General features: G+C 71.2%; 21 protein-coding genes, 1 pseudogene and 1 riboswitch. Of the genes and pseudogenes, 19 read left to right on the plus strand and 3 right to left on the minus strand.

What is annotated here, in order from left to right:
* Nucleotides 1–122: 122 nt before the first annotated feature.
* The 13 genes and pseudogenes from E6R18_RS18195 to E6R18_RS18260 all read left to right on the plus strand — a co-directional run.
* Nucleotides 123–509, plus strand: a pseudogene (locus E6R18_RS18195) (glycosyltransferase); the annotation flags it as partial.
* Nucleotides 506–907, plus strand: coding sequence for a GtrA family protein (locus E6R18_RS18200; protein WP_136317952.1), 402 nt, complete (start codon nucleotides 506–508; stop codon nucleotides 905–907). The pseudogene E6R18_RS18195 and the gene E6R18_RS18200, both read left to right, overlap by 4 nt.
* A 136-nt stretch (nucleotides 908–1043) precedes the next feature.
* Nucleotides 1044–1700 carry a SurA N-terminal domain-containing protein gene (locus tag E6R18_RS18205; RefSeq protein WP_136317953.1) on the plus strand — a complete coding sequence of 219 codons (657 nt, stop codon included), beginning with the start codon at nucleotides 1044–1046 and terminating at the stop codon, nucleotides 1698–1700.
* Nucleotides 1701–1733: 33 nt separating this feature from the next.
* Nucleotides 1734–2696, plus strand: coding sequence for a nucleoside triphosphate pyrophosphohydrolase (locus E6R18_RS18210; RefSeq protein ID WP_136317954.1), 963 nt, complete (start codon nucleotides 1734–1736; stop codon nucleotides 2694–2696).
* A 234-nt stretch (nucleotides 2697–2930) separates the two neighbouring features.
* Nucleotides 2931–4196, plus strand: a complete 1266-nt coding sequence (locus tag E6R18_RS18220; protein WP_136317956.1) for a cytochrome P450 — start codon at nucleotides 2931–2933, stop codon at nucleotides 4194–4196.
* Nucleotides 4197–4302: 106 nt separating this feature from the next.
* A complete protein-coding gene (locus E6R18_RS18225; RefSeq protein WP_136317957.1) occupies nucleotides 4303–5343 on the plus strand; it encodes a transglycosylase family protein in 1041 nt (346 codons plus the stop codon).
* A 301-nt stretch (nucleotides 5344–5644) separates the two neighbouring features.
* A riboswitch (cyclic di-AMP (ydaO/yuaA leader) is annotated at nucleotides 5645–5816 on the plus strand.
* A 4-nt stretch (nucleotides 5817–5820) separates the two neighbouring features.
* Nucleotides 5821–6567, plus strand: coding sequence for a transglycosylase family protein (locus E6R18_RS18230; RefSeq protein WP_136317958.1), 747 nt, complete (start codon nucleotides 5821–5823; stop codon nucleotides 6565–6567).
* A 304-nt stretch (nucleotides 6568–6871) separates the two neighbouring features.
* On the plus strand, nucleotides 6872–8167 hold the full coding sequence (gene eno / locus E6R18_RS18235) for a phosphopyruvate hydratase (RefSeq protein WP_136317959.1): 1296 nt from the start codon (nucleotides 6872–6874) through the stop codon (nucleotides 8165–8167).
* A 116-nt stretch (nucleotides 8168–8283) separates the two neighbouring features.
* Nucleotides 8284–8754, plus strand: coding sequence for a septum formation initiator family protein (locus E6R18_RS18240; protein ID WP_136317960.1), 471 nt, complete (start codon nucleotides 8284–8286; stop codon nucleotides 8752–8754).
* A 68-nt stretch (nucleotides 8755–8822) separates the two neighbouring features.
* Complete coding sequence (locus E6R18_RS18245; protein ID WP_136317961.1) at nucleotides 8823–9362, plus strand: DUF501 domain-containing protein; 540 nt, start codon at nucleotides 8823–8825, stop codon at nucleotides 9360–9362.
* Nucleotides 9363–9372: 10 nt separating this feature from the next.
* Nucleotides 9373–10323, plus strand: coding sequence for a Ppx/GppA phosphatase family protein (locus E6R18_RS18250; protein WP_136317962.1), 951 nt, complete (start codon nucleotides 9373–9375; stop codon nucleotides 10321–10323).
* Between the two features lie 473 nt (nucleotides 10324–10796).
* On the plus strand, nucleotides 10797–12182 hold the full coding sequence (locus tag E6R18_RS18255) for an NAD(P)/FAD-dependent oxidoreductase (RefSeq protein WP_136317963.1): 1386 nt from the start codon (nucleotides 10797–10799) through the stop codon (nucleotides 12180–12182).
* 317 nt (nucleotides 12183–12499) lie between these two features.
* Nucleotides 12500–13804 carry a cyclopropane-fatty-acyl-phospholipid synthase family protein gene (locus E6R18_RS18260; protein WP_136317964.1) on the plus strand — a complete coding sequence of 435 codons (1305 nt, stop codon included), beginning with the start codon at nucleotides 12500–12502 and terminating at the stop codon, nucleotides 13802–13804.
* Nucleotides 13805–13870: 66 nt separating this feature from the next.
* Here E6R18_RS18260 and E6R18_RS18265 read toward each other — a convergent pair whose 3' ends face one another.
* From E6R18_RS18265 to E6R18_RS18275, 3 genes are all read right to left on the minus strand, one after another.
* Nucleotides 13871–16399 (minus strand): FtsX-like permease family protein, encoded by a 2529-nt coding sequence (locus E6R18_RS18265; protein ID WP_136317965.1) that lies wholly within the window; start codon nucleotides 16397–16399, stop codon nucleotides 13871–13873.
* 63 nt (nucleotides 16400–16462) lie between these two features.
* A complete protein-coding gene (locus E6R18_RS18270; RefSeq protein ID WP_136317966.1) occupies nucleotides 16463–17233 on the minus strand; it encodes an ABC transporter ATP-binding protein in 771 nt (256 codons plus the stop codon).
* A gap of 222 nt (nucleotides 17234–17455) precedes the next feature.
* Nucleotides 17456–18478 (minus strand): LacI family DNA-binding transcriptional regulator, encoded by a 1023-nt coding sequence (locus tag E6R18_RS18275; protein ID WP_136317967.1) that lies wholly within the window; start codon nucleotides 18476–18478, stop codon nucleotides 17456–17458.
* A gap of 221 nt (nucleotides 18479–18699) precedes the next feature.
* On the opposite strand from E6R18_RS18275, the gene E6R18_RS18280 reads away from it, so the two are divergent.
* The 6 genes from E6R18_RS18280 (at nucleotide 18700) to E6R18_RS18305 (ending at nucleotide 26760) form a co-directional block, all read left to right on the plus strand.
* The gene (locus tag E6R18_RS18280) at nucleotides 18700–20433 is read left to right on the plus strand and encodes an ABC transporter substrate-binding protein (RefSeq protein ID WP_136317968.1); all 1734 of its coding nucleotides are present in this window, start codon (nucleotides 18700–18702) and stop codon (nucleotides 20431–20433) included.
* A gap of 142 nt (nucleotides 20434–20575) precedes the next feature.
* On the plus strand, nucleotides 20576–21571 hold the full coding sequence (locus tag E6R18_RS18285; RefSeq protein WP_136317969.1) for an ABC transporter permease: 996 nt from the start codon (nucleotides 20576–20578) through the stop codon (nucleotides 21569–21571).
* Nucleotides 21568–22473: an ABC transporter permease gene (locus E6R18_RS18290; protein WP_136317970.1), complete on the plus strand. Its 906-nt coding sequence runs from the start codon at nucleotides 21568–21570 to the stop codon at nucleotides 22471–22473. The genes E6R18_RS18285 and E6R18_RS18290 overlap by 4 nt, the downstream gene beginning before the upstream one ends.
* 44 nt (nucleotides 22474–22517) lie before the next feature.
* Complete coding sequence (locus E6R18_RS18295) at nucleotides 22518–23459, plus strand: ABC transporter ATP-binding protein (protein ID WP_136317971.1); 942 nt, start codon at nucleotides 22518–22520, stop codon at nucleotides 23457–23459.
* Nucleotides 23444–24355, plus strand: a complete 912-nt coding sequence (locus E6R18_RS18300; protein ID WP_240799778.1) for an ATP-binding cassette domain-containing protein — start codon at nucleotides 23444–23446, stop codon at nucleotides 24353–24355. Before E6R18_RS18295 ends, E6R18_RS18300 begins: the two co-directional genes overlap by 16 nt.
* Nucleotides 24352–26760, plus strand: a complete 2409-nt coding sequence (locus E6R18_RS18305; protein ID WP_136317972.1) for a glycoside hydrolase family 2 TIM barrel-domain containing protein — start codon at nucleotides 24352–24354, stop codon at nucleotides 26758–26760. The genes E6R18_RS18300 and E6R18_RS18305 overlap by 4 nt, the downstream gene beginning before the upstream one ends.
* Nucleotides 26761–26834 lie beyond the last annotated feature (74 nt).

The following is a 26834-nucleotide window of genomic DNA, read 5'->3' on the forward strand; positions in this document are numbered from 1 at the left end:
GGGCAAGACGAAACGCGAGATCATCCGATGCCTCAAACGCTACGTCATCCGCGAGGTCTACCACCTGATCCGACCCGCACCACGGACCCTCCCCACAGCGAGTTGACAACTATAGGAGCGTCAACGCCGTACGCGAACAGGGCCGCTCCGCCTGGACCTTCGGCAAGCTCCTGAACTACGGCCTGGACGGGCTGCTCTCCTTCAACAACAAGCCCCTGCGCGCCGCCCTCTACCTCGGCCTGCTCCTGACCTCCCTCGCCCTCGCCTACGCCGCCTGGATCGTCGGCGTCGCCCTCGTACGAGGCGTCGACACCCCCGGATACGTCACCCTGCTCGTCGTCGTCACCGCACTCGCCGGGGTCCAGATGGTGCTGGCCGGGGTCGTCGGCGAATACGTCGGCCGCATCTACTACGAGGTCAAGCGCCGCCCGCACTTCCTGGTCAAGGCCACCAACACCCGCGCCCGCACCACCGCACCGCAGGAGCCCCAGGAGTTCGTACGCCGATGACGCTCCCCGCACAACTCATACGTTTCGTCCTCGTCGGAGCGGTGAACACCGCCACGTACTACGGCTGCTACCTGCTGCTCCTGCACGTACTGCCCTACCTGGCCGCGCACGCCCTCGCCTTCGCGCTCAGCATGACCGGCTCCTTCTTCCTCACCTCGTACGTCACCTACCGCACCCGGCCCACCTGGCGGAAGTTCCTGCTCTTCCCGCTCACCAACGCCGCCAACTTCGTCATCACCACCGGCGGGGTCTACCTGCTGGTCGACGTGGCTGGATTCAGCAGCCGGTACGCCCCGCCCGTCGCGGCGGCCGCCGCCATCCCCGTCACGTTCCTGCTGTCCCGCACGATCATGCTGCGGCCGGACACCCCGCCGAAACCGGCCGAGCGGGTCGGCTGAGCCGCCCACCGGCACCCCACATCCCCAACTCCTCCCGAATCGTTGGTCGAATCAGTGGCCCGGACCAGCTCCACTGCCTAACATCGATCACCGCAAGGCCTTGTGCACCGCCGCACAATCTCCTCGGGAGGCTCCTTTGCACCGCCGCCGTCGCACCGCGCTCACCGTCTCCGCCGCGCTGCTCGCCGCAGCGCCGCTCCTCACCGCCTGCGGCAGCCAGGCCCACCCCGGCGCCGCGGCCGTCGTCGGCGGGGACCGGATCACGGTGTCCACCGTGCAGGCCCAGGTGGCGGACGTACGCGAGGCGCAGGGCTCGTCCCCGCAGTCCGCCCAGCTCACCGACCAGTCCGGCCAGCTCGCCCGCGCCAAGCTGCACGGACTGATCCTGGACCGGGTCCTCGACCGGGCCGCGGCGGACGCGGGCGTCACCGTGACCCGCGCGGAGATCCAGCAGATGCGCCAGTCGGCCGTCGCGCAGTACCAGGGCGAGAAGGGCCTGCAGCAGGCCGTCCTCCAGGAGCGCTGGCTCGCCCCGGGCCAGATCGACGCCTTCCTGCGCGAGCAGATCCAGATCACCAAGCTCGGCCAGGCGCTCGGCGCCGACCCGTCCACGCCCGAGGGCACCAAGGCCATCGGCGACGCCCTGACCAACGCGTCCAAGGCGCTGAAGGTCGACGTCAACCCCCGCTACGGCACCTGGGACAACAAGCAGATCCAGCTGGCCGACTACAAGGCCCCCTGGATCTCCCAGGTCACCAAGCCCGCCCAGGCGGCCGCCGAGGCCGGGGCCTGAGACCCCTGCGACGGCCGGGGTAGATTCGGCTCTGTGAACGCTGAAGACCCCGGCCGCATCGTCCTGCTCACCGCCAGCCACCGGGTCGCGCCCGGACTGCTGTCCTGGCCCGCCTGGCAGGCGCTGCACGCCGCCGACCGGGTGCTCTGCGGGGAGCCGGGCCAGCCGCAGCTGCCGTATCTGCGCGAGGCCGGCATCCCCGTCACCCCCGGCGTGCCCGACGCGCAGGAGCTGGTCGACGCCTGCGCGGGCGGCCGGACCGTGGTGATCGTCACCGGCGGCGAGGGCGACCAGCCGCTCACCGAGGGCCTGGCCCGGCTGGCCGGCTCCGGGCGGGTGCGGATGCCGGACCTGGAGCTGCTGCCCGGTTCGTACGACCTGCCGGGCGCCCGCCTCCTCGACCTGGTCCAGATCATGGACCGCATCCGCGCCGAGTGCCCGTGGACCTCGCAGAAGACCCACAAGGGCCTCGCCAAGTACGCCATCGAGGAGGCGTACGAGCTGGTCGAGGCTATCGAGGACGGCGACCGCGAGGAACTGCGCGAGGAGCTGGGCGACGTCCTGCTCCAGGTCGTCTTCCACGCGCGCATCGCCGAGGAGGACGAGGAGGAGCCGTTCTCCCTGGACGACGTCGCCGCCACCCTGATCGAGAAGCTGATCCACCGCCACCCGCACGTCTTCGGCGACGAGACCGCCGAGACCCCGGAGGACGTCCACGCGCACTGGCTGCGCACCAAGGCGATCGAGAAGCAGCGTGCGTCGGTCACCGACGGGGTACCGCTCGGCCAGCCCGGCCTCGCCCTCGCCGCGAAGCTCGCGAGCCGGGCCCGTACCGCCGGACTCGACGTGCCGCTCCCCGAGGGCGACGACATCGGCTACCGGCTCCTCGCCCTCGCCGTCCGCGCCCAGGAGGAGGGCACCGACCCGGAGGCCGCCCTGCGCGCCGCGGGCCGCGCGTACCGGGACGCCATCAGGACGGCGGAGGGCACCGGATAACGTCGGGGAGTGAACGACAGCCCCGCCGACACCCCGGCCGACCGCCCAGCCGACGCCCCGGCCGACCGCTCCGCGGACCGCCCGGTCGGCCGCTCCGCGGACCGCCCGGCCGACCGCCCCGCGGACCGCCCCGCGGACCGCCCCGCGGACCGCCCGGCCGACCGCCCGGCCGACCGCCCCGTCGAAGCCGCGTCCGTACCCGCCGGATGCCCCGCCCACACGTCCCCCGGCGCCGTGCCACCCGCGCCCGAGCTCTTCACGTGGGAGTTCGCCACCGACCCGTACCCCGCCTACGCCTGGCTGCGCGAGCACAGCCCCGTGCACCGCACCACGCTGCCCAGCGGGGTCGATGCCTGGCTGGTGACGCGGTACGCGGACGCGCGGGAGGCCCTCGCCGACGCCCGGCTGTCCAAGAACCCGGCGCACCATGCCGAGCCCGCGCACGCCAAGGGCAAGACCGGCATCCCGGGCGAGCGCAAGGCCGAGCTGATGACGCATCTGCTCAACATCGATCCGCCCGACCACACCCGGCTGCGCCGCCTGGTGTCCAAGGCGTTCACCCCCCGGCGCATCGCGCAGTTCGCGCCCCGGGTGCAGGAGCTGACCGACCGGCTCATCGACGGGTTCGTCGAGAAGGGCGAGGCGGACCTCATCCACGAGTTCGCCTTCCCGCTCCCCATCTACGCGATCTGCGACCTGCTCGGCGTTCCGCGCGAGGACCAGGACGACTTCCGGGACTGGGCGGGCATGATGATCCGCCACGGCGGCGGACCGCGCGGCGGGGTGGCCCGGTCGGTGAAGAAGATGCGGGCCTATCTCCTCGAACTGATCCACCGCAAGCGCGAGAACCCCGGCGACGACCTGATCTCCGGGCTGATCCGGGCGAGCGACCACGGCGAGCACCTGACCGAGAACGAGGCCGCTGCGATGGCCTTCATCCTCCTGTTCGCCGGCTTCGAGACCACAGTGAATCTGATCGGCAACGGCGTGCACACCCTGCTCGGCCACCCGGCCGAGCGGGAGCGGCTGCAGCGCTCCCTGACGGCGGGGGAGAGCGGCCTGCTGGCCACCGGGGTGGAGGAACTGCTGCGTTACGACGGCCCGGTGGAGCTGGCGACCTGGCGGTTCGCCACGGAGCCGCTGACCATCGGCGGGCAGCGCGTCGGCGAGGGCGACCCGGTGCTCGTGGTGCTCGCGGCGGCCGACCGGGACCCCGCGCGGTTCGACGGACCGGACACGCTGGACCTGTCACGGCGCGACAATCAGCACCTCGGCTACGGTCACGGCATTCATTACTGTCCGGGAGCGCCGCTCGCCCGGCTGGAGGGGCAGGCCGCGCTCGCCACGCTGCTGACGCGCCTTCCGGACCTGCGACTTGCGGGGGAACCTGCCGATTTGCGCTGGCGTGGCGGGCTCATCATGCGCGGATTGCGCACGCTGCCGGTGCGGTTCACGCCCGGTGCGCGGGTCGGCGAAGGTGACACTCTGTCAACTCTGTGACTTTCGCGTGATCTCTGCTGCATCGACTTGTGACTCGCGTTCGAGTCCCGCTAGGTTCACCGTTCGACTCACCAGTCGCTTGTCAGTCACACGGAAGGCATCTCCCATGGGCTCCGCGAACGGCAGACACCGTCGCCCTCGTCAGGCACCCGCCATCGTCGTCGCCGCAGGCGTCACCGGCTCGGCCATCGCCATCCCGCTGCTCGGCGCGGCGGGCGCGCACGCGGCGGACGCCTCGACCTGGGACCGGGTGGCCGAGTGCGAGAGCGGCGGCATGTGGAGCGCCGACCTCGGCAACGGCTCCTACGGTGGGCTCCAGTTCACGCCGGAGCTCTGGAAGGCGTACGGAGGTGAGTCCTACGCCGAGCGCGCGGACCTCGCCAGCCGCTCGCAGCAGATCGCCGTGGCCGAGAAGGTGCTGGCCGACAAGGGGCCGAAGGCGTGGCCCAGCTGTGCGGTGGTCTCCGGGCTCACGAAGGACGCGGGGGCGGCCGGCGCCGACCCGGGCAGCACGCCCTCCGACAGCCCGTCCCGGAGCGCGGACGCGGGCCTGGACGCGGGTCTGGGCACCGACCCGGCCGACGACGCGTCCTCGAAGGCGTCCGGCGCGCCCTCGGCCCGGGCCACGGGTGACGCGAGTGGCGGGGCCACCGGAAAGGCCGCCGACAAGAGCGCGGACGAGAGTGCGGGCAGGAGCGCGGACCGGAAGGCCGGCAAGGGCGCCGCGGACACGTCCGCCTCCCCCTCGGCCTCCTCGTCGGCCGATCCGTCCGGCGCGCCGTCCGCCGGCCCCTCGGGCTCCTCCGCCTCCACCGACCCGTCCGGCGGCGCCTCGGACGGCACGCGGGAGACGGGCGGCAAGCACCGGGGCGCCCCGGCCGCCGACGACGCCGCCGAGGCGGACAGCGGCCGTGACACGGGGCGGCACGCCTCGCGGGGTGACGGTGAGGCACGCGACGCCGGTGCGCGGGAAGCTGACGGCACGTACACCGTCCGGCCGGGCGACAACCTGTGGGCGATCGCCGAGGCGCAGGAGCTGCCCGGCGGCTGGACCGGGCTGTACGAGGCGAACAAGGCCGAGGTGGGTCCCGACCCGGACCTCATCCTCCCCGGCCAGAACCTCGATCTCGCACTTGACGCCGAGTGAGCGCGGCCCGGTGAGCAGCTGAGAACGCCCCGAATTTTGGGTGGCTTAAGAGACCTATGTCCCACTTTTGATCAAGTGAGACATGGGTCTCTTTGCGTGAACTCACGCATCTTGTCCGGGAGGTCCCTCCACATCCGTTCCGACCTGCACAAATGAGGGCTCATCGGATGCTCGTACGGGATGATTATCCGGTATGTCCATCTTTGAATATGAGGGTTGCGTGTGTTTACGGTCGGAACCGCTCGCACCGCGGGCCCCGTCGACCGTCACGCCGAATCCTGCCGTCGGTCGAAGGGAACAGACGCGTAAAGCGCCGTAGGCAGGAGCGGGGGACCCAGGTAAGCGCCGGGCCCGATCGTCGCAAGACGCATCAGGACCGGCTTGGGGTGAAGTCGTGCGCTAGGACGTGCGACCGGGCAACTCACTTGGCCCGAACCCGACAGCTCACCTCGCAGGCGTCGGTGAGGAGAAGTCTCGATGCTGCTCAACAGCAAGGGCAACAAGCACCGCCGCCCGTCCAAGCTCGTCCGGATCGCCACCCTCGCCGGTGTCACCGGTGCCGCCGTCGCCGTGCCGCTGATGGGCGCGACCGGTGCCTCCGCCGCGTCCGTCGCCACGTGGGACGCCGTCGCGCAGTGCGAGTCCGGCGGCAACTGGTCCATCAACACCGGCAACGGCTACTACGGCGGCCTGCAGTTCTCCCAGTCCAGCTGGGCCGCCGCCGGCGGTACCCAGTACGCGCCCCGTGCCGACCTGGCCACCAAGGCCCAGCAGATCGCCACCGCCGAGAAGCTCCTCGCCATGCAGGGTCCGGGCGCCTGGTCCTGCGCCGGTGCCGGCAACCTGAGCAACGACGGCGTCGACCCGGGCGTCGACACCGGCTCCGGTGCCGCCAAGACCGAGACCGCTCCCAAGCAGCAGTCCGCGCCGGTCCAGAAGGCCGAGCCGAAGAAGGCCGAGCGCACCGAGGCTCCGGCCACCAACCGCTCGGACCGCTCGGACGCCCCGAAGAAGGCCGCGAAGAAGACGGTCACCACCCCGACCGGCGAGAAGGTCGAGAAGGGTGACGGCGAGTACAAGGTCGTCGCCGGCGACTCCCTGAGCAAGATCGCCGCCGACCACAAGGTCAAGGGCGGCTGGGAGCAGCTGTTCAAGCTGAACAAGGACATCGTCGAGGACGCCGACCTCATCTACCCGGGTCAGCAGCTCCACCTGACGAAGTAGTCGCGATCCCTCCTCGCTGATCGCCCATGCCGCCCCGGCCCGGCGCGCACCTTCCCCCCGTGCGTGCCGGGCCGGGGCACGGCGCTTTCCGCGGTGGTCCCGCGGCGGGCGGCCGGGCGCGATCGTTCAACAGTTGTAGTTACTGACCAGTAATCACCTGGCGCTTTGCCCTGCCGTGCCCGCCCTTGGGTCCTTTTTCGTCCCAGGGGACGGGCGGTCGGCCGACGGAGACGGCCGGGCCGGTTAGGCTCTTGTCGCAAGGCCAGAGTGACCCTGCACAACCAGTGTCATATCCCAGAAGGAGATGCCCCTCGTGCCGTCCATCGACGTCGTCGTAGCCCGGGAAATCCTCGACTCCCGGGGCAACCCCACGGTCGAGGTCGAGGTTGGCCTCGACGACGGCAGCACCGGTCGTGCTGCTGTTCCGTCCGGCGCCTCCACCGGTGCGTTCGAGGCCATTGAGCTTCGCGACGGCGACCCCAACCGCTACCAGGGCAAGGGCGTCGAGAAGGCCGTCCTCGCCGTGATCGAGCAGATCGGCCCGGAGCTCGTCGGCTACGACGCCACCGAGCAGCGCCTCATCGACCAGGCGATGTTCGACCTGGACGCCACGGAGAACAAGGGCTCGCTCGGCGCGAACGCCATCCTCGGCGTCTCCCTCGCCGTCGCGCACGCCGCCTCCGAGGCATCCGACCTGCCGCTGTTCCGCTACCTCGGTGGCCCGAACGCGCACCTGCTGCCCGTCCCGATGATGAACATCCTCAACGGCGGGTCGCACGCCGACTCCAACGTGGACATCCAGGAGTTCATGATCGCGCCCATCGGCGCCGAGTCGTTCTCCGAGGCGCTGCGCTGGGGCGCCGAGGTCTACCACACGCTGAAGAAGGTCCTGAAGACCAAGGGCCTGTCCACCGGCCTCGGCGACGAGGGCGGCTTCGCGCCGAACCTGGAGTCCAACCGCGCCGCCCTCGACCTCATCATCGAGGCCATCAAGGAGGCCGGCTACGCCCCGGGCAAGGACATCGCGCTCGCGCTCGACGTCGCCGCGTCCGAGTTCTACAAGGACGGCTCGTACGAGTTCGAGGGCAAGACCCGCTCGGCCGCCGAGATGACCGAGTACTACGAGGAGCTGGTCTCCGCGTACCCGCTGGTCTCCATCGAGGACCCGCTGTACGAGGACGACTGGGCCGGCTGGAAGGTCATCACCGACAAGCTCGGCGCCAAGGTGCAGATCGTCGGCGACGACCTCTTCGTCACCAACCCGGAGCGCCTGGCCCGCGGCATCGAGGAGGGCTCCGCCAACGCCCTGCTCGTCAAGGTCAACCAGATCGGTTCGCTGACCGAGACCCTGGACGCCGTCGAGCTGGCCCAGCGCAACGGCTTCAAGTGCATGATGTCCCACCGCTCCGGCGAGACCGAGGACGTCACCATCGCCGACCTCGCGGTCGCCGTGAACTGCGGTCAGATCAAGACCGGCGCCCCGGCCCGTTCGGACCGCGTCGCCAAGTACAACCAGCTGCTGCGCATCGAGGAGATCCTCGACGACGCCGCGGTGTACGCGGGCCGCTCGGCGTTCCCGCGGTTTCGCTCCGCGAACTGACGAATACGGCAAGGGCTGACAGCCCGGCGGGCCCCAGGGCCCCCGCCTCCGTCCGTCCCCGCACTCGGTCCCGTACCGTGTGCGGGGACGGACGTGCGTAATGGGGAGGCGGAGACATGGCCGCGAAGGACCGGGACCGGTTCTCCACCGCAACCCGGCTGCGGCTGCTCGGCGAGCAGACCGCCGCCCGCGTCTACCGGTCGCAGAACCGCCGGCAGGCCCGCCGCTCCCGGCTCACCGGCCGGGCCGCCTTCCTGGCCCTGATCGTCTGCTCGCTGATCGTCGCCCTCGCGTACCCGATGCGGCAGTACGTGTCGCAGCGCGAGGAGATCGCCGACCAGCAGCGGCTGGCGCGGGAGGCCGAGGCGCGTACCGAGGAGCTGCGCGACGAGAAGGCGCGGCTCCAGGACGACGCGTACGTCAGGCGGCTGGCCCGCGAGCACCTGCACTACCTTCTTCCCGGGGAGACCGGCTACACCGTGGTCGACCCCGACGCGGTCAAGGAGCGCAACGGGAAGCCGGCCGAGTCCGGCCGGCCGTGGCACTCCAACCTCTGGGACGGCGTGGACAGCGCCGACCGCGGCTGACGGCCGTCCCCGCCCGTATTTCTGCAGAACCGCGGTTCGAGCAGTCCGATCCAGAACGCTAGGCAGGCATGGAAACGCCCCCTCCCCAGACCGAGCCCACCGTCCCCACCGAGGCGGACATCGCCGCCTTCCAGCAGCAGCTGGGGCGCCCGCCGCGCGGGCTGCGGGCCATCGCGCACCGCTGTCCGTGCGGCAACCCGGACGTGGTCGAGACGCAGCCCCGGCTGGAGGACGGTACGCCGTTCCCGACGACGTACTACCTGACGTGCCCGCGTGCGGCGTCCGCGATCGGCACGCTGGAGGCGAACGGGGTCATGAAGGAGATGACCGAGCGCCTGGGCCGGGACCCGGAGCTGGCGGCGGCCTACCGGGCGGCGCACGAGGACTACATCGCGCGCCGGGACGCCATCGAGGTGCTGGAGGGCTTCCCGAGCGCGGGCGGCATGCCGGACCGGGTGAAGTGCCTGCACGTGCTCGTCGGGCACTCGCTGGCGGCGGGTCCGGGCGTGAACCCGCTGGGGGACGAGGCGATCGCGATGCTTCCGGAGTGGTGGCGCAAGGGGCCGTGCGTGTCGCCGTGCGGCGAGCAGGGTACGGACGAGGGCTGAAGGCGAAGACATGACGCGCGTGGCCGCCATCGACTGCGGTACCAATTCGATCCGTCTGCTGGTCGCGGACGCCGACCCGGCCACGGGGGAGCTCGTCGAGCTCGCCCGGCGGATGGAGATCGTCCGGCTGGGGCAGGGCGTCGACCGGACCGGGCGGCTCGCCCCGGAGGCGCTGGAGCGCACGTTCGCGGCCTGCCGGGAGTACGCGGCGGTGATCCGTGAGCACGGCGCCGAGAAGGTGCGCTTCGTCGCCACCTCCGCCTCCCGGGACGCGGAGAACCGGGACGACTTCGTGCGCGGGGTGCTGGACATCCTGGGCGTCGAGCCCGAGGTGATCAGCGGCGACCAGGAGGCCGCGTTCTCGTTCGACGGGGCGACCAAGGAGCTGGCCGGGCGCGACGACCTGGCGAAGCCGTACCTGGTCGTGGACATCGGCGGCGGCTCCACCGAGTTCGTCGTCGGCGACGACCGGGTGCGGGCCGCCCGCTCCGTGGACATCGGCTGCGTCCGGATGACCGAGCGCCACCTCGTGCGCGACGGTGTCGTCAGCGATCCGCCCTCGCCGGAGGGGGCCGAGGCGATCCGCGCGGACGTCACGGCGGCCCTGGACCTGGCCGGGGAGAGCGTCCCGATCACCTCGGCGGCCACGCTCGTCGGCCTCGCCGGGACGGTCACCACGGTGGCCGCCATCGCGCTGGGCCTGGAGGAGTACGACTCCGAGGCGATCCACCACTCGCGGGTCTCCCTGGAGCAGGTGCGGGAGATCACCGCGCGGCTGCTGGCCTCGACCCACGCGGAGCGCGCCGCGATCGGCGCGATGCATCCGGGCCGGGTCGACGTGATCGCGTCCGGTGCGCTGATCCTCCAGGCCGTGATGGAGCGGACCGGGGCCCGCGAGGTCGTGGTGAGCGAACACGACATTCTGGATGGAATCGCCTGGAATTGCGCCTCCGCCGAGTGATCCCTCGGAAGCAACGCTCGACGGAATCGCCTGGGCCTCGGCCTGGGCGCGGGCCCGGACAGGACGCTCATTCGTCATCCCGCCCGCACCTTTGAGTGGGCGGGATGTGCCTGGTGAGGCGGCTTCCGGGCCGTCTCGCGGCCAACTTCGTGAACTTCTTCACAAGAGATTGGCCACCCGGTGCCGGACTTCTGCTCCGGAAGGGTGAGGGCGAGGGTGAGCGGGGTCACTCGGGGCCCGCGGGGGGACTGCCGCCGCGGCGTCGCGGTGCCGGGCGGCGGGAGGGGCCGGTCTCCGGGCCCGGGGCCCAAGGGCCAGCTCACAGGCGGTGAACAACGTTCACCGGGAGCGCGGGGTTCCCGGCCCGGGCCATGACCTGGGTCACGCGGGCGGCGAACTATAGCAGAGGGTGGCCCGAACCTTGTGAAGGGGCTCACGAGCATGCCCCCCGTGGGGGGTGGATACTCGATGGCATGAGCACCACGGAGCGTCCCAGGATCCTCGTAGTAGGCGGTGGGTACGTAGGCCTGTACGCAGCTCGGCGCATCCTCAAGAAGATGCGCTACGGCGAGGCGACCGTCACGGTCGTCGACCCCCGGTCGTACATGACCTACCAGCCCTTCCTCCCCGAAGCTGCTGCCGGCAGCATCTCGCCTCGGCATGTCGTCGTCCCGCTGCGACGCGTCCTGCCCAAGGCCGAGGTCCTCACCGGCCGCGTCACCACCATCGACCAGGACCGCAAGGTCGCCACGGTCGCGCCGCTCGTCGGCGAGTCCTACGAGCTGCCCTTCGACTACCTGGTGATCGCGCTCGGCGCGGTCTCCCGCACCTTCCCGATCCCCGGCCTCGCCGAACAGGGCATCGGCATGAAGGGCATCGAGGAGGCCATCGGGCTGCGCAACCACGTCCTCGAACAGCTGGACAAGGCCGACTCGACGACCGACGAGGACGTCCGCCGCCGGGCCCTCACCTTCGTCTTCGTGGGCGGCGGGTTCGCCGGTGCGGAGACCATCGGCGAGGTCGAGGACATGGCCCGCGACGCGGCGAAGTACTACACCAACGTGAAGCGCGAGGACATGCGCTTCATCCTGGTCGACGCCGCCGACAAGATCCTTCCCGAGGTCGGCCCGAAGCTGGGCACCTGGGGCCGGGAGCACCTGGAGTCCCGTGGCGTCGAGGTCTTCCTCTCGACCTCCATGGACTCCTGCGTCGACGGCCACGTGGTGCTCAAGAACGGCCTGGAGGTCGACTCCAACACCATCGTGTGGACGGCCGGCGTGAAGCCGAACCCGGCGCTGGCCCGCTTCGGCCTGCCGCTCGGCCCCCGCGGTCACGTGGACACCTCCGAGAAGCTCCAGGTGCAGGGCACCGACTACATCTGGGCCGCGGGCGACAACGCCCAGGTCCCGGACATGGTCGGCCGCAAGGCCGGCAACCCGAACGCCTGGTGCCCGCCGAACGCCCAGCACGCGCTGCGTCAGGCCAAGGTCCTCGGTGACAACGTCATCTCCGGGATGCGCGGCTTCCCTCAGGCCGACTACAGCCACGCCAACAAGGGCGCGGTCGCCGGTCTGGGCCTGCACAAGGGCGTGGCGATGATCGTCATGGGCAAGATGAAGATCAAGCTCAAGGGCCGCCTCGCCTGGTACATGCACCGTGGCTACCACGGCCTGGCGATGCCGACCTGGAACCGCAAGATCCGGATCTTCGCCGACTGGACGCTCGCGATGTTCCTCAAGCGCGAGGTCGTCTCGCTCGGCGCCATGGAGACGCCGCGCGAGGAGTTCTACGAGGCCGCCAAGCCGGCCCCCGCTCCGGCCGCCGCCAAGCCGGTGGGCGAGAAGGCCAAGGCTTCCTAGTCCGCGCAGGGCCGTAGGGCCCGCAGTACGACGCCCGAAGGGGCCGTCCGCCATCCGTGGTGCGGACGGCCCCTTCGGCGTATCCGGGTACGACGGGGCGGTGCGGGGTACGGGGGCGCGGGGGCCGGACCCCCGGCGGATGCATGTGGACTGCATGTATTTTGCCGTTCCGTTGCCCGGTAGCGGGATGGCCGGGCCGCCGGAAACTGTTGTGGGGGGTGTACCACGCCGTGGTGCCCAGGGCACCGGGGCGTGGTCCGAGACATGTATGGGCATGTCTGGGCACGTTGGGAAACACCGTCACGGAGGTGTGCGCCATGGCAGACGCCGCATTGCGGCTGACCGCTCTCGCCCAGGAGTTGCTGGGAGAACCCCTACCGGTCCGCATCCGGGCCTGGGACGGCAGCGAATCCGGACCGCCCGGCGCCCCCGTCCTCGTCATCAGGAACCGCCGGGCCCTGCGCCGGCTGCTGTGGAAGCCGGGCGAACTGGGCCTGGCCCGCGCCTGGGTGGCCGGCGAACTCGACATCGAGGGCGACCTGTACGAGGCCCTGGGCCTGATGGCCGGTCTGATCTGGGAGCGCGGCGACGACGTCAGGAGCGGCGCCCCGGCGCTGCGCGACCCGAGGCTGCGGGCGGCAGGCAAGGAGCTGCTGCGGCTGGCCGGGCCGGGGCTGCCGCCCACGCCGCCGCCCGAGGAGGTGCGCCGCCGCAGCGGCCCCCTGCACACCAAGCGCCGCGACAAGGAGGCCATCAGCCACCACTACGACGTGGGCAACGACTTCTACGAACTGGTTCTGGGACCGTCCATGGTCTACTCCTGCGCCTACTGGGAGGACGCCGGAACCCTGGAGAGCGCCCAGCGCGACAAGCTCGACCTGGTCTGCCGCAAGCTCGCGCTGAAGGAGGGCGACCGCCTGCTGGACGTCGGCTGCGGCTGGGGCTCCATGGCCATCCACGCCGCCCGCGAGTACGGCGCCCGCGTCACCGGCGTGACCCTCTCCACCGAACAGGCCGCCTACGCCAGGAAGCGCATCGCCGACGAGGGCCTCACCGACCGCGTCGAGATCCGCGTCCAGGACTACCGCGACGTCCGCGACGGCCCGTACGACGCCATCTCCTCCATCGGCATGGCCGAGCACGTCGGCTCGGTGCGCTACCGCGAGTACGCCGACGACCTCTACGCCCTCCTCAAGCCCGGCGGACGCCTCCTCAACCACCAGATCGGCCGCCGCCCGGAGAAGGACGAGTCCGCGTACGAGATCGACGCGTTCATCGACGCCTACGTCTTCCCGGACGGTGAACTGGCCCCCGTCGGCCGGACCCTGGCCATCTTGGAGGAGGCCGGCTTCGAGGCCCGGGACGTCGAGGCGCTGCGCGAGCACTACGCGCTGACCCTGCGCCGCTGGGTCGCCAACCTGGAGCAGGGCTGGGAGCACGCGCTGAAGATGGTCTCGCCCGGCCGGGCCAGGGTCTGGCGGCTCTACATGGCCGCCTCCGCGCTCTCCTTCGAACGCAACAAGATCGGCGTCAACCAGATCCTGGCGGTGCGCCCGCAGGAGGACGGCTCCTCCCGGATGCCGCTGCGCGCCCGCGCCTGGAAGGCCGACGCGACCGGCTGAGCCGTACGACGGAGGGGGCCGGTGTCAGCAGTCGCGGACACCGGCCCCCTCCTCGCGCGGGTGCGGCTACTCGGTCTTGATGGCCGTCAGCATGTTCAGCCTGGCGGCGCTGCGGGCCGGCCACAGGGCGGCCAGCACCCCCACCACACCGGCCAGCAGCAGGAACACCGCGATCCGGCCCCACGGCACGACCAGCACGTACTGCGGGATCGACTTGGCCACGGTCTGCCCGATCGCCCAGCCGAGGAACATGCCGAGCCCGATGCCGACGACCGCGCCGAAGAGCGAGATCACCACGGCCTCCAGCCGGATCATCCGCTTCACCTTGCGCCGGTCCAGGCCGATCGCCCGCAGCATGCCGATCTCCTGCTGACGCTCGAACACCGACATCGCCAGGGTGTTGACGACCCCGAGCACCGCGATGATCAGCGCCATGGCGAGCAGCCCGTACATGATGTTCATCGCGAGGTTGACGCTGCCGCCGAACATGTCCCGGATGTCCTGCTGGTCCATGATGCTCATGCCGGGGTTGTCGCCCAGCGCGTCCACCAGCGCCTGCTCGTGGGCCGCGCTCGCGCCGCCGTCCGTCTTCACCCAGATCTCGCGGATGTCCGCCCGGCCCTCGTGCGGGGCCACGGCCGCGCGGGGGATGAGGACCGGTGACAGGAACTCGTTGTCCTTGTAGAGGGCGCCGACCTTCAGCTCGCTCTTCTTCTCGTCCTCGTACGTGACGGAGACGGTGTCCCCGGGCTTCCAGCCGTGCGACTTCGCGGTCTTCTCCGCGACGGCGATCTCGCCCTTGCCCAGCGAGTCCACGGAGCCCGCGACGGCGTCGACGGTGAGCACCTGCTGCACGTCGCCCGGGGTGACGCCGGACGCCGAGACGCCCTTGCCGCCGATCGTGAGCCAGACGGCCTGCTGGGGCGAGACGGCGGTGACGCCGTCGGCCTTCTCCAGGGCGGTCAGCGCCGACTCGTCGAGCGCGTCACCGCTCGCCATCGAGACCATGTAGTCGGCCTTGATGTTGTCCGTCGTCGCCTTGTCGACCGCCCGGCCGAGGGTGACGCCGAGCACCGAGATGCCGGTGACCAGGGTTAGGCCGATCGCGAGCGCCGAGGCGGTGGCGCCGGTGCGCCGGGGGTTGCGGACGGCGTTCTGCGCGGCGAGCTTGCCGGAGACCCCGAACAGCCGCCGCAGCAGCGGGCGCACCAGGGCGATCACCGGGCGGGACAGCAGCGGGATCAGGACGATGACCCCGATCAGCGCCAGGAACGCGCCGCCCGCGATGAGCAGCTGCCCCTCCGACCCGGCCTTGACCGCGCCGCCCAGGATCGCCGCGGCGCCGAGCAGCGTGATGATGCCGCCGATGGTGTTGCGCACCACCAGGGACTTGACCGTGGCCACCGCGTGCGCACTGTTCATCGCGGCGACCGGGGGGATCTTCGCGGCCCGGCGGGCGGGCAGCCAGGCGGCGAGCACGGTGATCAGGACGCCGACGGTGAAGGCGGCGACGACGGTGGTCGGGCCGACCACCAGCGGACCGGCCGGGATCTTGCCGCCGAACAGGCTCATCGCCGAGCGCAGCCCGACGGCGAGCCCGAGGCCCAGCGCGAAGCCGACGACGGAGGCGATGAGGCCGACCACGGCGGCCTCCAGGAGCACCGAGCGCTTGACCTGGCGGCGCGAGGCGCCGACGGCCCGCATCAGGGCCAGCTCCTTGGTGCGCTGGGCGACCAGCATGGTGAAGGTGTTGGCGATCAGGAAGACGCCGACGAAGAGGGCGACACCGGCGAAGCCGAGCAGGACCTTGTTGATGCTGCCCAGAGCGGCCTCGGCCTGCTTGGCCTCCTCGTCCGCGCGCACCTTGCCGGTCTTGGCCTCGGCGTCCTCGGGCAGCAGCGGCTTCACGGCGGCCAGCAGCTGCTGGTCGGAGGTGCCGGGCTCCGCGGAGACGGAGACGTCCCTGAACTCGCCGGGGCGCAGGAACAGCTTCTGCGCGACGGGGGTGTCGAAGAGCACCAGGCTGCCGCCCGCGTTGACCGCGCCGTCCTCGGTGGTGAAGACCCCGGACAGGGTGTACTCCTTCACCGGCCCGTTGGTGGCGACGCGCACCGTGTCACCGACCTCGTACTCGCCCTTCTTCGCGGTGTCCTCGTCGAGGGCGATGCTGCCGGCCCCGGTGGGGCCCGAGCCGTCGGTGAAGGTGTACGCGGCGTCCTTGCCGTCCTTGCCGGGGGCGAAGTTGGAGCCGGTGTTGGTCCAGCCGTTGCCGATCAGCTTGCCGTCGGGGTCGGCGACCCCGGCGAAGCCGTCGACCCGGCCGGTGGCGGTGGCCACGCCGTCCAGGGCCTGGATCTTCTTCAGGGTGGCCGCGTCGACGGCGCGGGACTTCTCGTCGCGCCGGTCGGCGTAGGTGGTGACGGCGACGGCGATGTCGTCGTAGCTCTTCGCCGACTGGTTGCGGAAGGCGTTGCCGAGGGTGTCGGTGAAGACCAGGGTGCCGGAGACGAAGGCCACGCCGAGCATCACGGCGAGGATCGTCATCAGCAGTCTGGCCTTGTGCGCGAGCACGTTGCGCAGGGCGGTACGGAACATGTCTGTCAGTCCTGGGAGGGAGGGGGCCGGAGGAAGCGGTACGGAGCGCGGGCAGGGGCCGGCTCAGCTGGTGCGGCCCTTGGCGTCGAACGCCTTCATCCGGTCCAGCACCCCGTCCGCGGTGGGGTGCATCATCTGGTCGACGATCGCCCCGTCCGCCAGGAAGATGACCCGGTCCGCGTAGGAGGCGGCGGCCGGGTCGTGGGTCACCATCACCACGGTCTGGCCCAGTTCGCGCACGGAGTTGCGCAGGAAGCCGAGGACCTCGGCGCCGGAGCGGGAGTCGAGGTTGCCGGTCGGCTCGTCACCGAAGATGATCTCGGGCTGCGAGGCCAGGGCGCGGGCCACCGCGACGCGTTGCTGCTGGCCGCCGGACAGCTCGGTGGGGCGGTGCTTCAGCCGGTCGGAGAGGCCCACCATCTCGATGACCTTGCGCAGCCACTCCTGGTCGGGCTTGCGGCCCGCGATGTCCATCGGGAGCGTGATGTTCTCCAGCGCGGTCAGCGTCGGCAGCAGGTTGAACGCCTGGAAGATGAAGCCGATCTTGTCCCGGCGCAACTGGGTGAGCTGCTTGTCCTTGAGCGCCCCGAGCTCCGTCTCGCCGATGCGCACCGAACCGCCGCTGAAGCTGTCGAGGCCGGCCACGCAGTGCATCAGCGTGGACTTGCCGGAGCCCGACGGGCCCATGATCGCGGTGAACTCGCCCTGCGGGAAGTCCACGGTGACCCGGTCGAGGGCGGTCACCTTGGTCTCGCCCTCGCCGTAGACCTTCGACAGTTCCGTGGCGCGGGCGGCCACCGCGGTGGCGCGGTGAGCGGTGGACATGGTGGTCACGGCAGACTCCAGGGTGGGTGGGTGGGTGCGTACGGGACGGCAGCCCGCCCGGGGCCCCGCCGCACGGCGGAGCCCCGGGTCAGGGGTACCGCTCCATCGTCTCCGCCGCCCGGCCCCCGGTCGTCACTCCCGGTGCCCGTTCCCGGGGCCCTCTCGAGTCGCATCATCCGGCCTTCGGCATCCTCCTCGGGTATGACATCGGGGCCCGCACGCCCCGGGAGGCTACGCCCGCGGCGCCCCCGTCGACCCGCGCGGCTCCAGCCGGGCCGCCGCGTCCTCGTAGCCCTCGGCGGTACCGTCCGTGACCAGGGAGAGCAGGGTGCGGGCCGCGCGGCCCCCGTACGCCGGGATGTCGCGGCTCAGTGCGGTCAGCGGGGGGCGGACGACCCGGGAGAGCTGGGAGTCGTCCCAGGCGACGAGGGAGAGGTCGCCGGGCACGTCGAGGCCCATCTCCTGGGCGACCGAGAGGCCGGCGACGGCCATGATGTCGTTGTCGTAGACGACGGCGGTGGGCCGCCGGGGCGAGCTGATCAGCCGGCGGGTGGCGTGCGCCCCGTCCTCGCCGGAGTAGCCCGTGTGCACGATGACCGGCTCGCCGAGCCCGAGTTCGGCGCAGACCTCGCGCTGGGCCCGGTCGCGCAGCGCTGTGTGGCTGAGCTCCGGCATGCCGGCGACCCGGGCGACCGAGCGGTGGCCGAGGGCGGCGAGGTAGGTGAAGGTGTCGCGGACGGCCGCCGCGTCGTCGGACCAGACGGCGGGCAGCGGTCCGGCCGCCGAGGGGTGGCCGATCGCCACGGCGGGCAGGCCGAGTTCGGCGACGCCCTCGATGCGGGGGTCGGGGTCGCGCAGGTCGGTGAGGAAGACGCCGTCCACCCGGCCCTCGCCCCACCAGCGGCGGTAGACCTCCAGCTCCTGCGCCGGGTCGGTGACGACCTGGAGGAGCAGGGCGCAGCCGCGCGGCGAGAGTTCGGACTCGATGCCGCTGATCAGCTCCATGAAGAAGGGTTCGACGCCGAGCAGCCGGGCGGGCCGGCACAGCGCCAGGCCGACCGCGTCGGCCCGGGCGCGGGTGAGGGCGCGGGCCGCGCTGTTGGGGCGCCAGCCGATCTCCTGCGCGATGGCCTTGATGGCGGAACGGGTCGCGGGGGAGACGCCGGGCCGGTCGTTGAGCGCGTAGGACACCGCGACCTTGGACACCCCTGCGCGGGCCGCGATGTCGGCGATCGTGGGGCGGTGTTTGGGCATGCGACCTCGCTTAACCGGTTCGTGTTGCACCCGCATCCTAGACGCCGAGCCGCCCGCTTGCCGCCCCTCGGCCGAGGAACGATCGTCCAACTCCCGTGCCGGATCAGAGGAATGGGAGCGCTCCCGCACTCTTGACAGCGTTACCCGGCGGCCTTAACTTCACGGCACTTACCCGGTTCAGTAACTCCGCTCGGCAGGGACGGCGGGGAGAAGGAGGGACGATGGGCACGGGATTCCGGGGACGGATCGCGGCCACGCTCGCCGTGATCGCACTCGCCGCCACAGCGTGCACGGGGGGCGGCTCCTCGGCGGGCGGTTCGGGCGGCTCCGGCGGCAAAAGCGGTGCGCTTCCCCGTAACGAGACGCTCTACACCACCGGCACCCAGTGGGGTCCGCCGGCCAACTACAACCCGCTGCACAACTGGGACCACGCCACCGGCACCAAGGGCCTGGTCTACGAGACCCTGTTCCACTTCGACCCCAACGAGGGCAAGCTGACGCCCTGGCTCGCCGAATCGGGCAGCTGGACCGGGGCGAAGACCTACGAGGTGAAGCTGCGCCCCGGCATCACCTGGTCCGACGGCAAGCCGCTCACCGCCGAGGACGTCGCCTACTCCTACGAGATCGGCAAGATCGAGGCTTCCTCCTTCCACAGCCTGTGGAGCTGGCTGTCCGGCGCCGAGGCGGTGGACGCCACCACCGTCCGCTTCACCTTCAAGGAGGCCCGCTACCAGGAGTGGGACTTCACCCTCTACGGGCAGCCCGTCGTTCCCGAGCACATCTGGGGCAAACGCTCCGAGAAGGAGGTCCTGGACGGCGTCAACGACAAGCCCGTAGGCACCGGCGCGTACACGCTCAAGAGCCACACCCAGGACCGGGTCGTCTGGCAGCGGCGCGACGACTGGTGGGGTGTGAAGGCCCTGTCCATGAAGCCCGCGCCCCGCTACATCGTGGACGTCTCCAACCCCAGCAACGAGGTCGTCATCGGCCAGCTCGGCCAGGGTCAGCTGGACCTGAGCAACAACTTCCTGCCCGGCGCCGCCTCCCTGGTCAAGAGCGAGAAGGTCGTCTCGTACTACGACGAGCCGCCCTACATGCTCTCCGCCAACACCGCCTGGCTGGTGCCCAACACCACGAAGAAGCCGATGGGCGACGCCGCCTTCCGCAAGGCGCTCGCCGCCTCCGTCGACACCGGGAAGATCGTCAAGGGCGTGTACGGGGGACTGGTCAAGGCGGCCGACCCGACCGGGCTGCTCCCGCAGTGGGACAAGTTCATCGACAAGGGCCTCGCCGCGAGCGAGGGCTTCACCTTCGACACCGCCAAGGCCAAGCAGCTCCTCGCGGACGCCGGGTACAAGGACACCGACGGCGACGGGCTGGTGGAGAACAAGGACGGCTCGAAGATCAGCCTCAAGCTGGCCGTGCCCACCGGCTGGACCGACTGGATGGAGGCCGCCAAGGTCATCGCCTCGTCCGCCAAGGCCGCGGGGATCAGGATCACCACCGAGTTCCCCGACGCCAACGCCCTCAACGAACAGCGCGGCAAGGGCGACTTCGACCTCGTCGTCAACAACGAGCGCCAGCTCTCCAGCACCCCGTGGACGTACTACGAATACATGTTCCAGCTGCCCGTCCAGAAGCAGCAGAACACGGTCAACTTCGGCCGCTACGAGAACGAGGACGCCTGGAAGCTCGTCCAGGAACTCGGCGCGGTGAAGACCGACGACACCGAGGGCATGAAGAAGGTCATCTCCAGGATCCAGGACATCCAGCTCAAGGAGATGCCCGTCATCCCCCTCTGGTACAACGGCCTGTGGGCCCAGTCCACCACCGGCACCTGGACCAACTGGCCCTCGGACGCCGAAGGCGCGCCCAAGTACGCACCCGCGATGTGGCGCAACTGGCTGGAGATGGGCGGCTTTGAAGCGCTCACCCAGCTCGAGCCCGCCAAGTGACCCCGCAGTTGTGAGAGCGGCCGGCCCCCGCGCCGGCCCGCTCCGGGGCGCCCGCCGCCCCAGCCCGTACCCATGACCGCCCCGCCGTGCGGTGCCGACCTGACCGCCGCCCGCACGGCGGGGCTCTCTCCGGGGAGCCTCCTTGCGCCGCTACTTCGCCCGCAAACTTCTCATCTACGCGCTGACCTTCGTCGTCGCCGTCACCGTCAACTGGATGATCCCGCGTTTCATGCCCGGCGACCCGGTCGCCGCCATGGTGGCCCGCGCCCGGGTCTCGCAGCCCGAGGCCGTCGAGGCCATGCGCGCCTACTACAACAACCTCTTCGGCTTCGACGAGCCCGTCTGGCAGCAGTACCTGCACTTCTGGAGCGCCCTGCTCCAGGGCGACTTCGGTCTGTCCATATGGGTGTTCCCCAAGCCCGTCGCCGACGTGCTGCTCGACGCCCTCCCGTACACCCTGGGGCTGATGATCCCGGCCGTCCTGCTCAGCTGGTTCGTCGGCAACTGGGCCGGGGCGCTGGCCGCCCGGCGCAAGGTGCTCGACAACACCGTGCTCCCGGCCGGCTACCTGCTCACCGCCATGCCCTACATGTGGATCGCCGTCATCCTCGCCTGGGCGCTGGGCTCCAAGGCGGGCTGGTTCCCGCTCTCCGGCGGCTACAGCCTCGACATCCAGCCCAACTGGTCCCTGGACTTCGCCGTGGACCTGCTCCAGCACTGGGTGCTGCCGTTCCTCTCGCTGTTCCTGGTCGCACTCGGCGGCTGGGCCATCGGCATGCGCAACATGATCATCTACGAGCTGGAGTCCGACTACTCGTCCTACCTCTCGGCCCTCGGCGCACCCCAGCGCCTCATCCGCCGCTACGCCTTCCGCAACGCCGTCCTGCCCCAGATCACCGGACTCGCCCTCCAACTCGGTGTCCTGGTGGCCGGAGCCCTCGTCACCGAGATCGTCTTCGCCTACCCCGGGCTCGGCTCCCTGATCCTGGCAGCGATCCAGAACCAGGACTTCTTCCTTCTCCAGGGCGCCTTCCTGTTCACCGTCATCGGCGTCCTGATCGCCAACTTCCTCATCGACATCGTGTACGTCGTCGTGGACCCCCGTACCCGTACCGGCATGGCAGGAGGCCAGTCATGAGCACCGTGCCCGAACCGGCCGCCGAACCCGCCGCACCCTCCGCGCCGGCCACCCGCCCCGGCCGCGAGACGCTGCACTACGCCGTGCGCAACCCCAAGCTCCTCATCGGATTCACCGTCGTCGTACTGCTCCTGCTCGTCGGCCTCGTCGGGCCGCCGCTGCTCGACACCGCCGACCCCAACGAATACGTCGGCCCGCAGGCCGCCCCGCCCGACGGCACGTACTGGATGGGCACCACCACCTTCGGGCAGGACGTCTACGCCCAGTTCGTGCACGGGCTGCGCGCCACCTTCCTGGTCGGCGTCGTCGGCGGGGCCATCGCCGCCGTCATCGCCATGCTCGTCGGCTTCCTGGCCGGCTACCGCGGCGGAGCCGTGGACGAGATCCTCAACATGCTCACCAACGTGGTCCTCGTGCTGCCCGCCCTGGCCGTCCTGCTGATCATCAACGCCTACCTCGGGGTCCGCTCGGTCCCCGTACAGGGCCTGTTCATCGGGCTGACGTCCTGGCCGTGGGCGGCGCGGGCGATCCGGGCGCAGACCTTCTCGCTGCGCACCCGCGAGTTCGTGGACCTGGCCCGGCTCAGCGGCAGCGGCACCTGGCGGATCATCTTCCGCGAGATCGCGCCCAACATGAGCTCGTACCTCTTCATGATGTTCATCCTGCTGTTCGGCGGCTCCGTCCTGATCGCCTCCTCGCTCGACTTCATCGGGCTCGGCCCCACCGAGGGCGTCTCGCTCGGGCTGATGCTCCAGAGCGCCCAGCAGTGGAGCGCGCTCCAGCTCGGCATGTGGTGGTGGTTCGTCCCGCCGGGCGCCGGGATCACCGCGATCGTCGGCGCGCTGTACGTCGCCAACGTCGGCCTCGACGAGGTCTTCAACCCGAAACTCCGGGAGGCATGAGCCATGAACCTCGCGACCGACCGCTTCCTGGGAGGCCGGACCCCATGACCCTGACCGTGACCGATCTCCGGGTCCACTACCGCACCCTGCGCGGCGAGGTGCGGGCCCTGGACGGCGTCTCCTTCGACCTCGCCGACGGGGAGATCCTGGGCCTTGCCGGCGAGTCCGGGTGCGGCAAGAGCACGCTCGGCAAGTCGCTGATCCGCCTCGACGGCCGGATGCGGCACGCGGGCGGCACCGTCACCCTCGACGGCGACGACGTGCCGGTGGCCGACGACCGGGCGATGAACGCCTTCCGCTTCCACCGCATCTCGCTCGTCCCGCAGTACTCCATGAGCGCCCTCAACCCGACCCGGCGCATCGGGCGCATGATCCGCGAACTGCTCGCCTCGCGCGGCGTCACCGTGGACACCGCCGAACTCCGCCGCAGGCTCGACCTGGTGGGCCTGGACCACGACGTCCTGGACCGCTACCCGATCGAGCTGTCCGGCGGCATGAAACAGCGCACCGTCATGGTGATCTCCACCCTGCTCGACCCGTCCGTCCTCATCGCCGACGAGGTGACCTCCGCGCTCGACGTCTCCACCCAGCGGGCCGTCGTCGGCGCGCTCACCGGGCTGCGCGACAAGGGCCTGGTCACCAGCATGATCTTCGTGACCCACGACCTCGGCCTCACCTCGCACATCGCCGACTCCATCATGGTCATGTACGCGGGCAAGCTCGCCGAGAAGGCGCCCACGAAGGTCCTGACGACCGCGCCCCGCCACCCGTACACCAAGCTCCTGCTCGGCTCGCTCCCCGCGGTCGGCGCCCGGTACGCCGACCAGCCCCTCAAGGGCATCGCCGGCGCCCCGCCCTCCCTCCTGAACCCGCCGGCCGGCTGCCGCTTCCGCGACCGCTGCCCGGTCGCCGACGAGCGGTGCGCCGAGGAGCCCCCCGTCGTGGAGATCGCCCCCCGCCACTCCGTCGCATGCTGGAGGGCCTGATGCTGACCCTCGACCACGTCACCAAGACCTACCGCGCCGGCGCGTTCGGCGGCGGCTCCGTCACCGCCGTCGACCGGGTCTCCTTCACCGCCGCACCCGGCGAGGTCGTCTCCCTCATCGGCGAGAGCGGCAGCGGCAAGTCCACCATCGGCCGGATGATCCTCGGCCTCACCGGCGTCAGCTCCGGCACCCTCACCCTGGACGGGCAGCGGGTGCGCCCCGGCAAGGACTTCTACCGCCGCGTCCAGGGCGTCTTCCAGGACCCCTTCTCCTGCTACAACCCCGTCTTCCGCGCCGACCGCGTCTTCGACCTGGTCCGCCGCGCCTACCACCCCGGCGTCGGCGACAAGGAGTGGGCCGACCGCGTCGAGAAGGCCGTACGCGATGTGCGCCTGGACCCCGCCCAGGTCCTCGGCCGCTACCCGCACCAGCTCAGCGGCGGCCAGCTGCAACGCCTCCTCATCGCCCGCGCCCTCCTGCTCGACCTGAGCTTCCTGGTCGCCGACGAGATCACCAGCATGCTCGACGCCTCCACCCGCATCGACGTCCTCAACCTCCTGGCCGGCCTCAAGGAACGCGGCCTCGGCGTCCTCTACATCACCCACGACCTCGCGCTCGGCACGTACCTCGCCGAGAAGACCGTCGTGCTGCGCCGGGGCCGGATCGTGGAACGCGGCGACACCCAGAAGGTCTTCGGCAACCCCCTCCACCCCTACACCCGCACCCTGCTGGCCGCCGTGCCCCGCCTCAACCAGCCGTGGGACCCGCCGGAGCCGGTCCGGTCCTGCGCCTTCCACGAGGCGGGCCCATCGGCCACCACCGACCTGTACGAGACCGAGCCGGACCACTTCGTCGCCTGCGCCCAGCTCCCCGACTGCGGAAGGACCCCCGCGTGACCCTTCGCCACCTGCCCCTGCACGACGGCTGGACGCTGCACCCCGCCGGCCCCGTACCCCCCGGGCTCCCCACAGGAGGCGTCCCCGCCACCGTCCCCGGCTGCGTCCACACCGACCTGCTCGCCGCCGGGCTCATCGACGACCCGTACCTGGACGACAACGAGACCCGGCTCGGCTGGATCGGGCGCACCGACTGGACGTACCGCACCACCTTCGACTGGACGCCCGACGGCCACGACCACGCCGCCCTGTGCTTCGACGGCCTCGACACCGTCGCCACGGTCCTGCTCAACGGCACCGAGGTGGGCCGCACCGCCAACCAGCACCGCTCCTACCGCTTCCCCGTCCGCCCGCTGCTGCGCGAGGGCGCCAACACGCTCGACGTCCGCTTCACCGCCCCGTACACCTACGCCGAGGAGCTGCGCGACCGGCTCGGCGACCGCCCCGGCGCGTACGCGGAGCCGTACGCCTTCATCCGCAAGATGGCCTGCAACTTCGGCTGGGACTGGGGCCCGACGCTCGTCACCTCCGGCATCTGGCGCCCGGTGGCCCTGGAGACGTGGAGCGGCCCGCGCATCGCGTCCGTGAAGCTCCTCCCGGACCTGGACGCGGACGGGGTGCCGCGCCTGACCGCCGAAGTGGAGGTCGAACACGACGGCCTCGCGCCGCTGTCGGGCGAGGTCGGGGTGGTCGGCGCGGGCGCCGTCTTCATCGCCTCCGAGGACGAGCACCGCGTCTCGGTCACCCTCTCCGTCCCCCAGGCCGAGGTCTGGTGGCCGCACAGCCACGGCGGACAGCCGCTGTACGACGTGAAGGTCCGCGTCGGCGACGACGTCCGCCACCTCCGAACGGGCTTCCGCGCCGTCGCCCTTGAACGAGAGGCGTTCCGCGTATCGGTGAACGGCGAGCCGGTCTTCGTGCGCGGCGTGAACTGGATTCCCGACGACTGCTTCCCGGCCCGCCTCACCCGGCAGCGGATCTCCGAACGCCTCGACCAGGCCGTCGCCGCGCACGTCAACCTCATCCGGGTCTGGGGCGGCGGCCTCTACGAGAGCGACGACTTCTACGAACTGTGCGACGAGAAGGGCCTGCTGGTCTGGCAGGACTTCCCGTTCGCCTGCGCCGCCTACCCGCAGGAGCAGCCCCTGTGGGACGAGGTGGCGGCCGAGGCCCGCGAGAACGTCACCCGCCTCGCCCCGCACCCTTCACTGATCCTGTGGTGCGGAAACAACGAGAACCTGGAGGGCCACGCCGACTGGGGCTGGCAGAAGGAACTGGGCGACCGCACGTGGGGCCACGGCTACTACCACGACCTGCTGCCCTCGATCGTCGCCGAGACCGACCCGACCCGCCCGTACTGGCCGGGCTCCCCGTACTCCGGCACCGAGGACGTCCACCCGCAGGACCCGGACCACGGCACCATCCACATCTGGGACGTCTGGAACCGCGCCGACTACCTCGCCTACGCGGACCGGGTACCGCGCTTCGTCGCCGAGTTCGGCTTCCAGGGCCCGCCCGCGTACGCCACCCTGCGCCGTGCGGTCAGCGGCCCGCTCACCCCCGACGCCCCGCTCCTGGCCCACCACCAGAAGGCGGACGACGGCAACGCCAAGCTGCTGCGCGGCCTGGGCGACCATCTGCCGCAGCCGGGCGCCGACTTCGACGACTGGCACTGGCTCACCCAGCTCAACCAGGCCCGCGCCCTCGCCTTCGGCATCCGCCACTTCCGCTCCCACGCCCCGTACTGCATGGGCACGATCGTCTGGCAGCTCAACGACTGCTGGCCGGTCGTCTCCTGGGCGGCGGTCGACGGCGACGGCCGCCGCAAACCGCTCTGGCACGCGCTGCGTTCGGTCTACGCGGACCGCCTGATCGCCGTACGCGACGGTTCCGCCCACCTGGTCAACGACACCGCGACCCCGTGGACCGGCACCCTCCACCTGGCCCGGCACTCCCTGGACGGCACGGTCCTGGCCGAGGAGCACCTGCCGGTGGCCACGGCCCCCCGCGCCACCACCCGCGTCCCCCTGCCCCCGTCGCTCGCGACCCCCGCCGACCCCACCCGCGAACTCCTGTCCGCCCGCCTGGACGACACCAGGACCCTGGACTTCTACGAGGAGGACACCCGCCTGGCGCTCCCGCCGGCGCGCTACGAGGTGACGGTCACGCAGGAAGAGGGCCCGACGCCCGCGTACCGCGTCGAGGTGACGGCGGGCACCCTGCTCCGCGACCTGTCCCTCTTCCCCGACCGCCTCCACCCGGACGCCGAGGCCGACCACATGCTCGTCACGCTCCTCCCGGGCGAGAGCACCGCGTTCCGGATCACCGGGGCGGCCCTGGAGGACCCGACCGCCCTCGGCACGCGCCCCGTTCTGCGGTGCGTCAACGACCGGATCGAGACCTGAAATCGGCCACGGGGTGGCGCGCCCCTGGCGATCAGTGGCGCGCCCCTGGCGAAACGACTGTGTCGGTGCGGCGA

The sequence above is a fragment of the Streptomyces sp. A1277 genome, assembly GCF_004795015.1.
Lineage (GTDB): Bacteria > Actinomycetota > Actinomycetes > Streptomycetales > Streptomycetaceae > Streptomyces.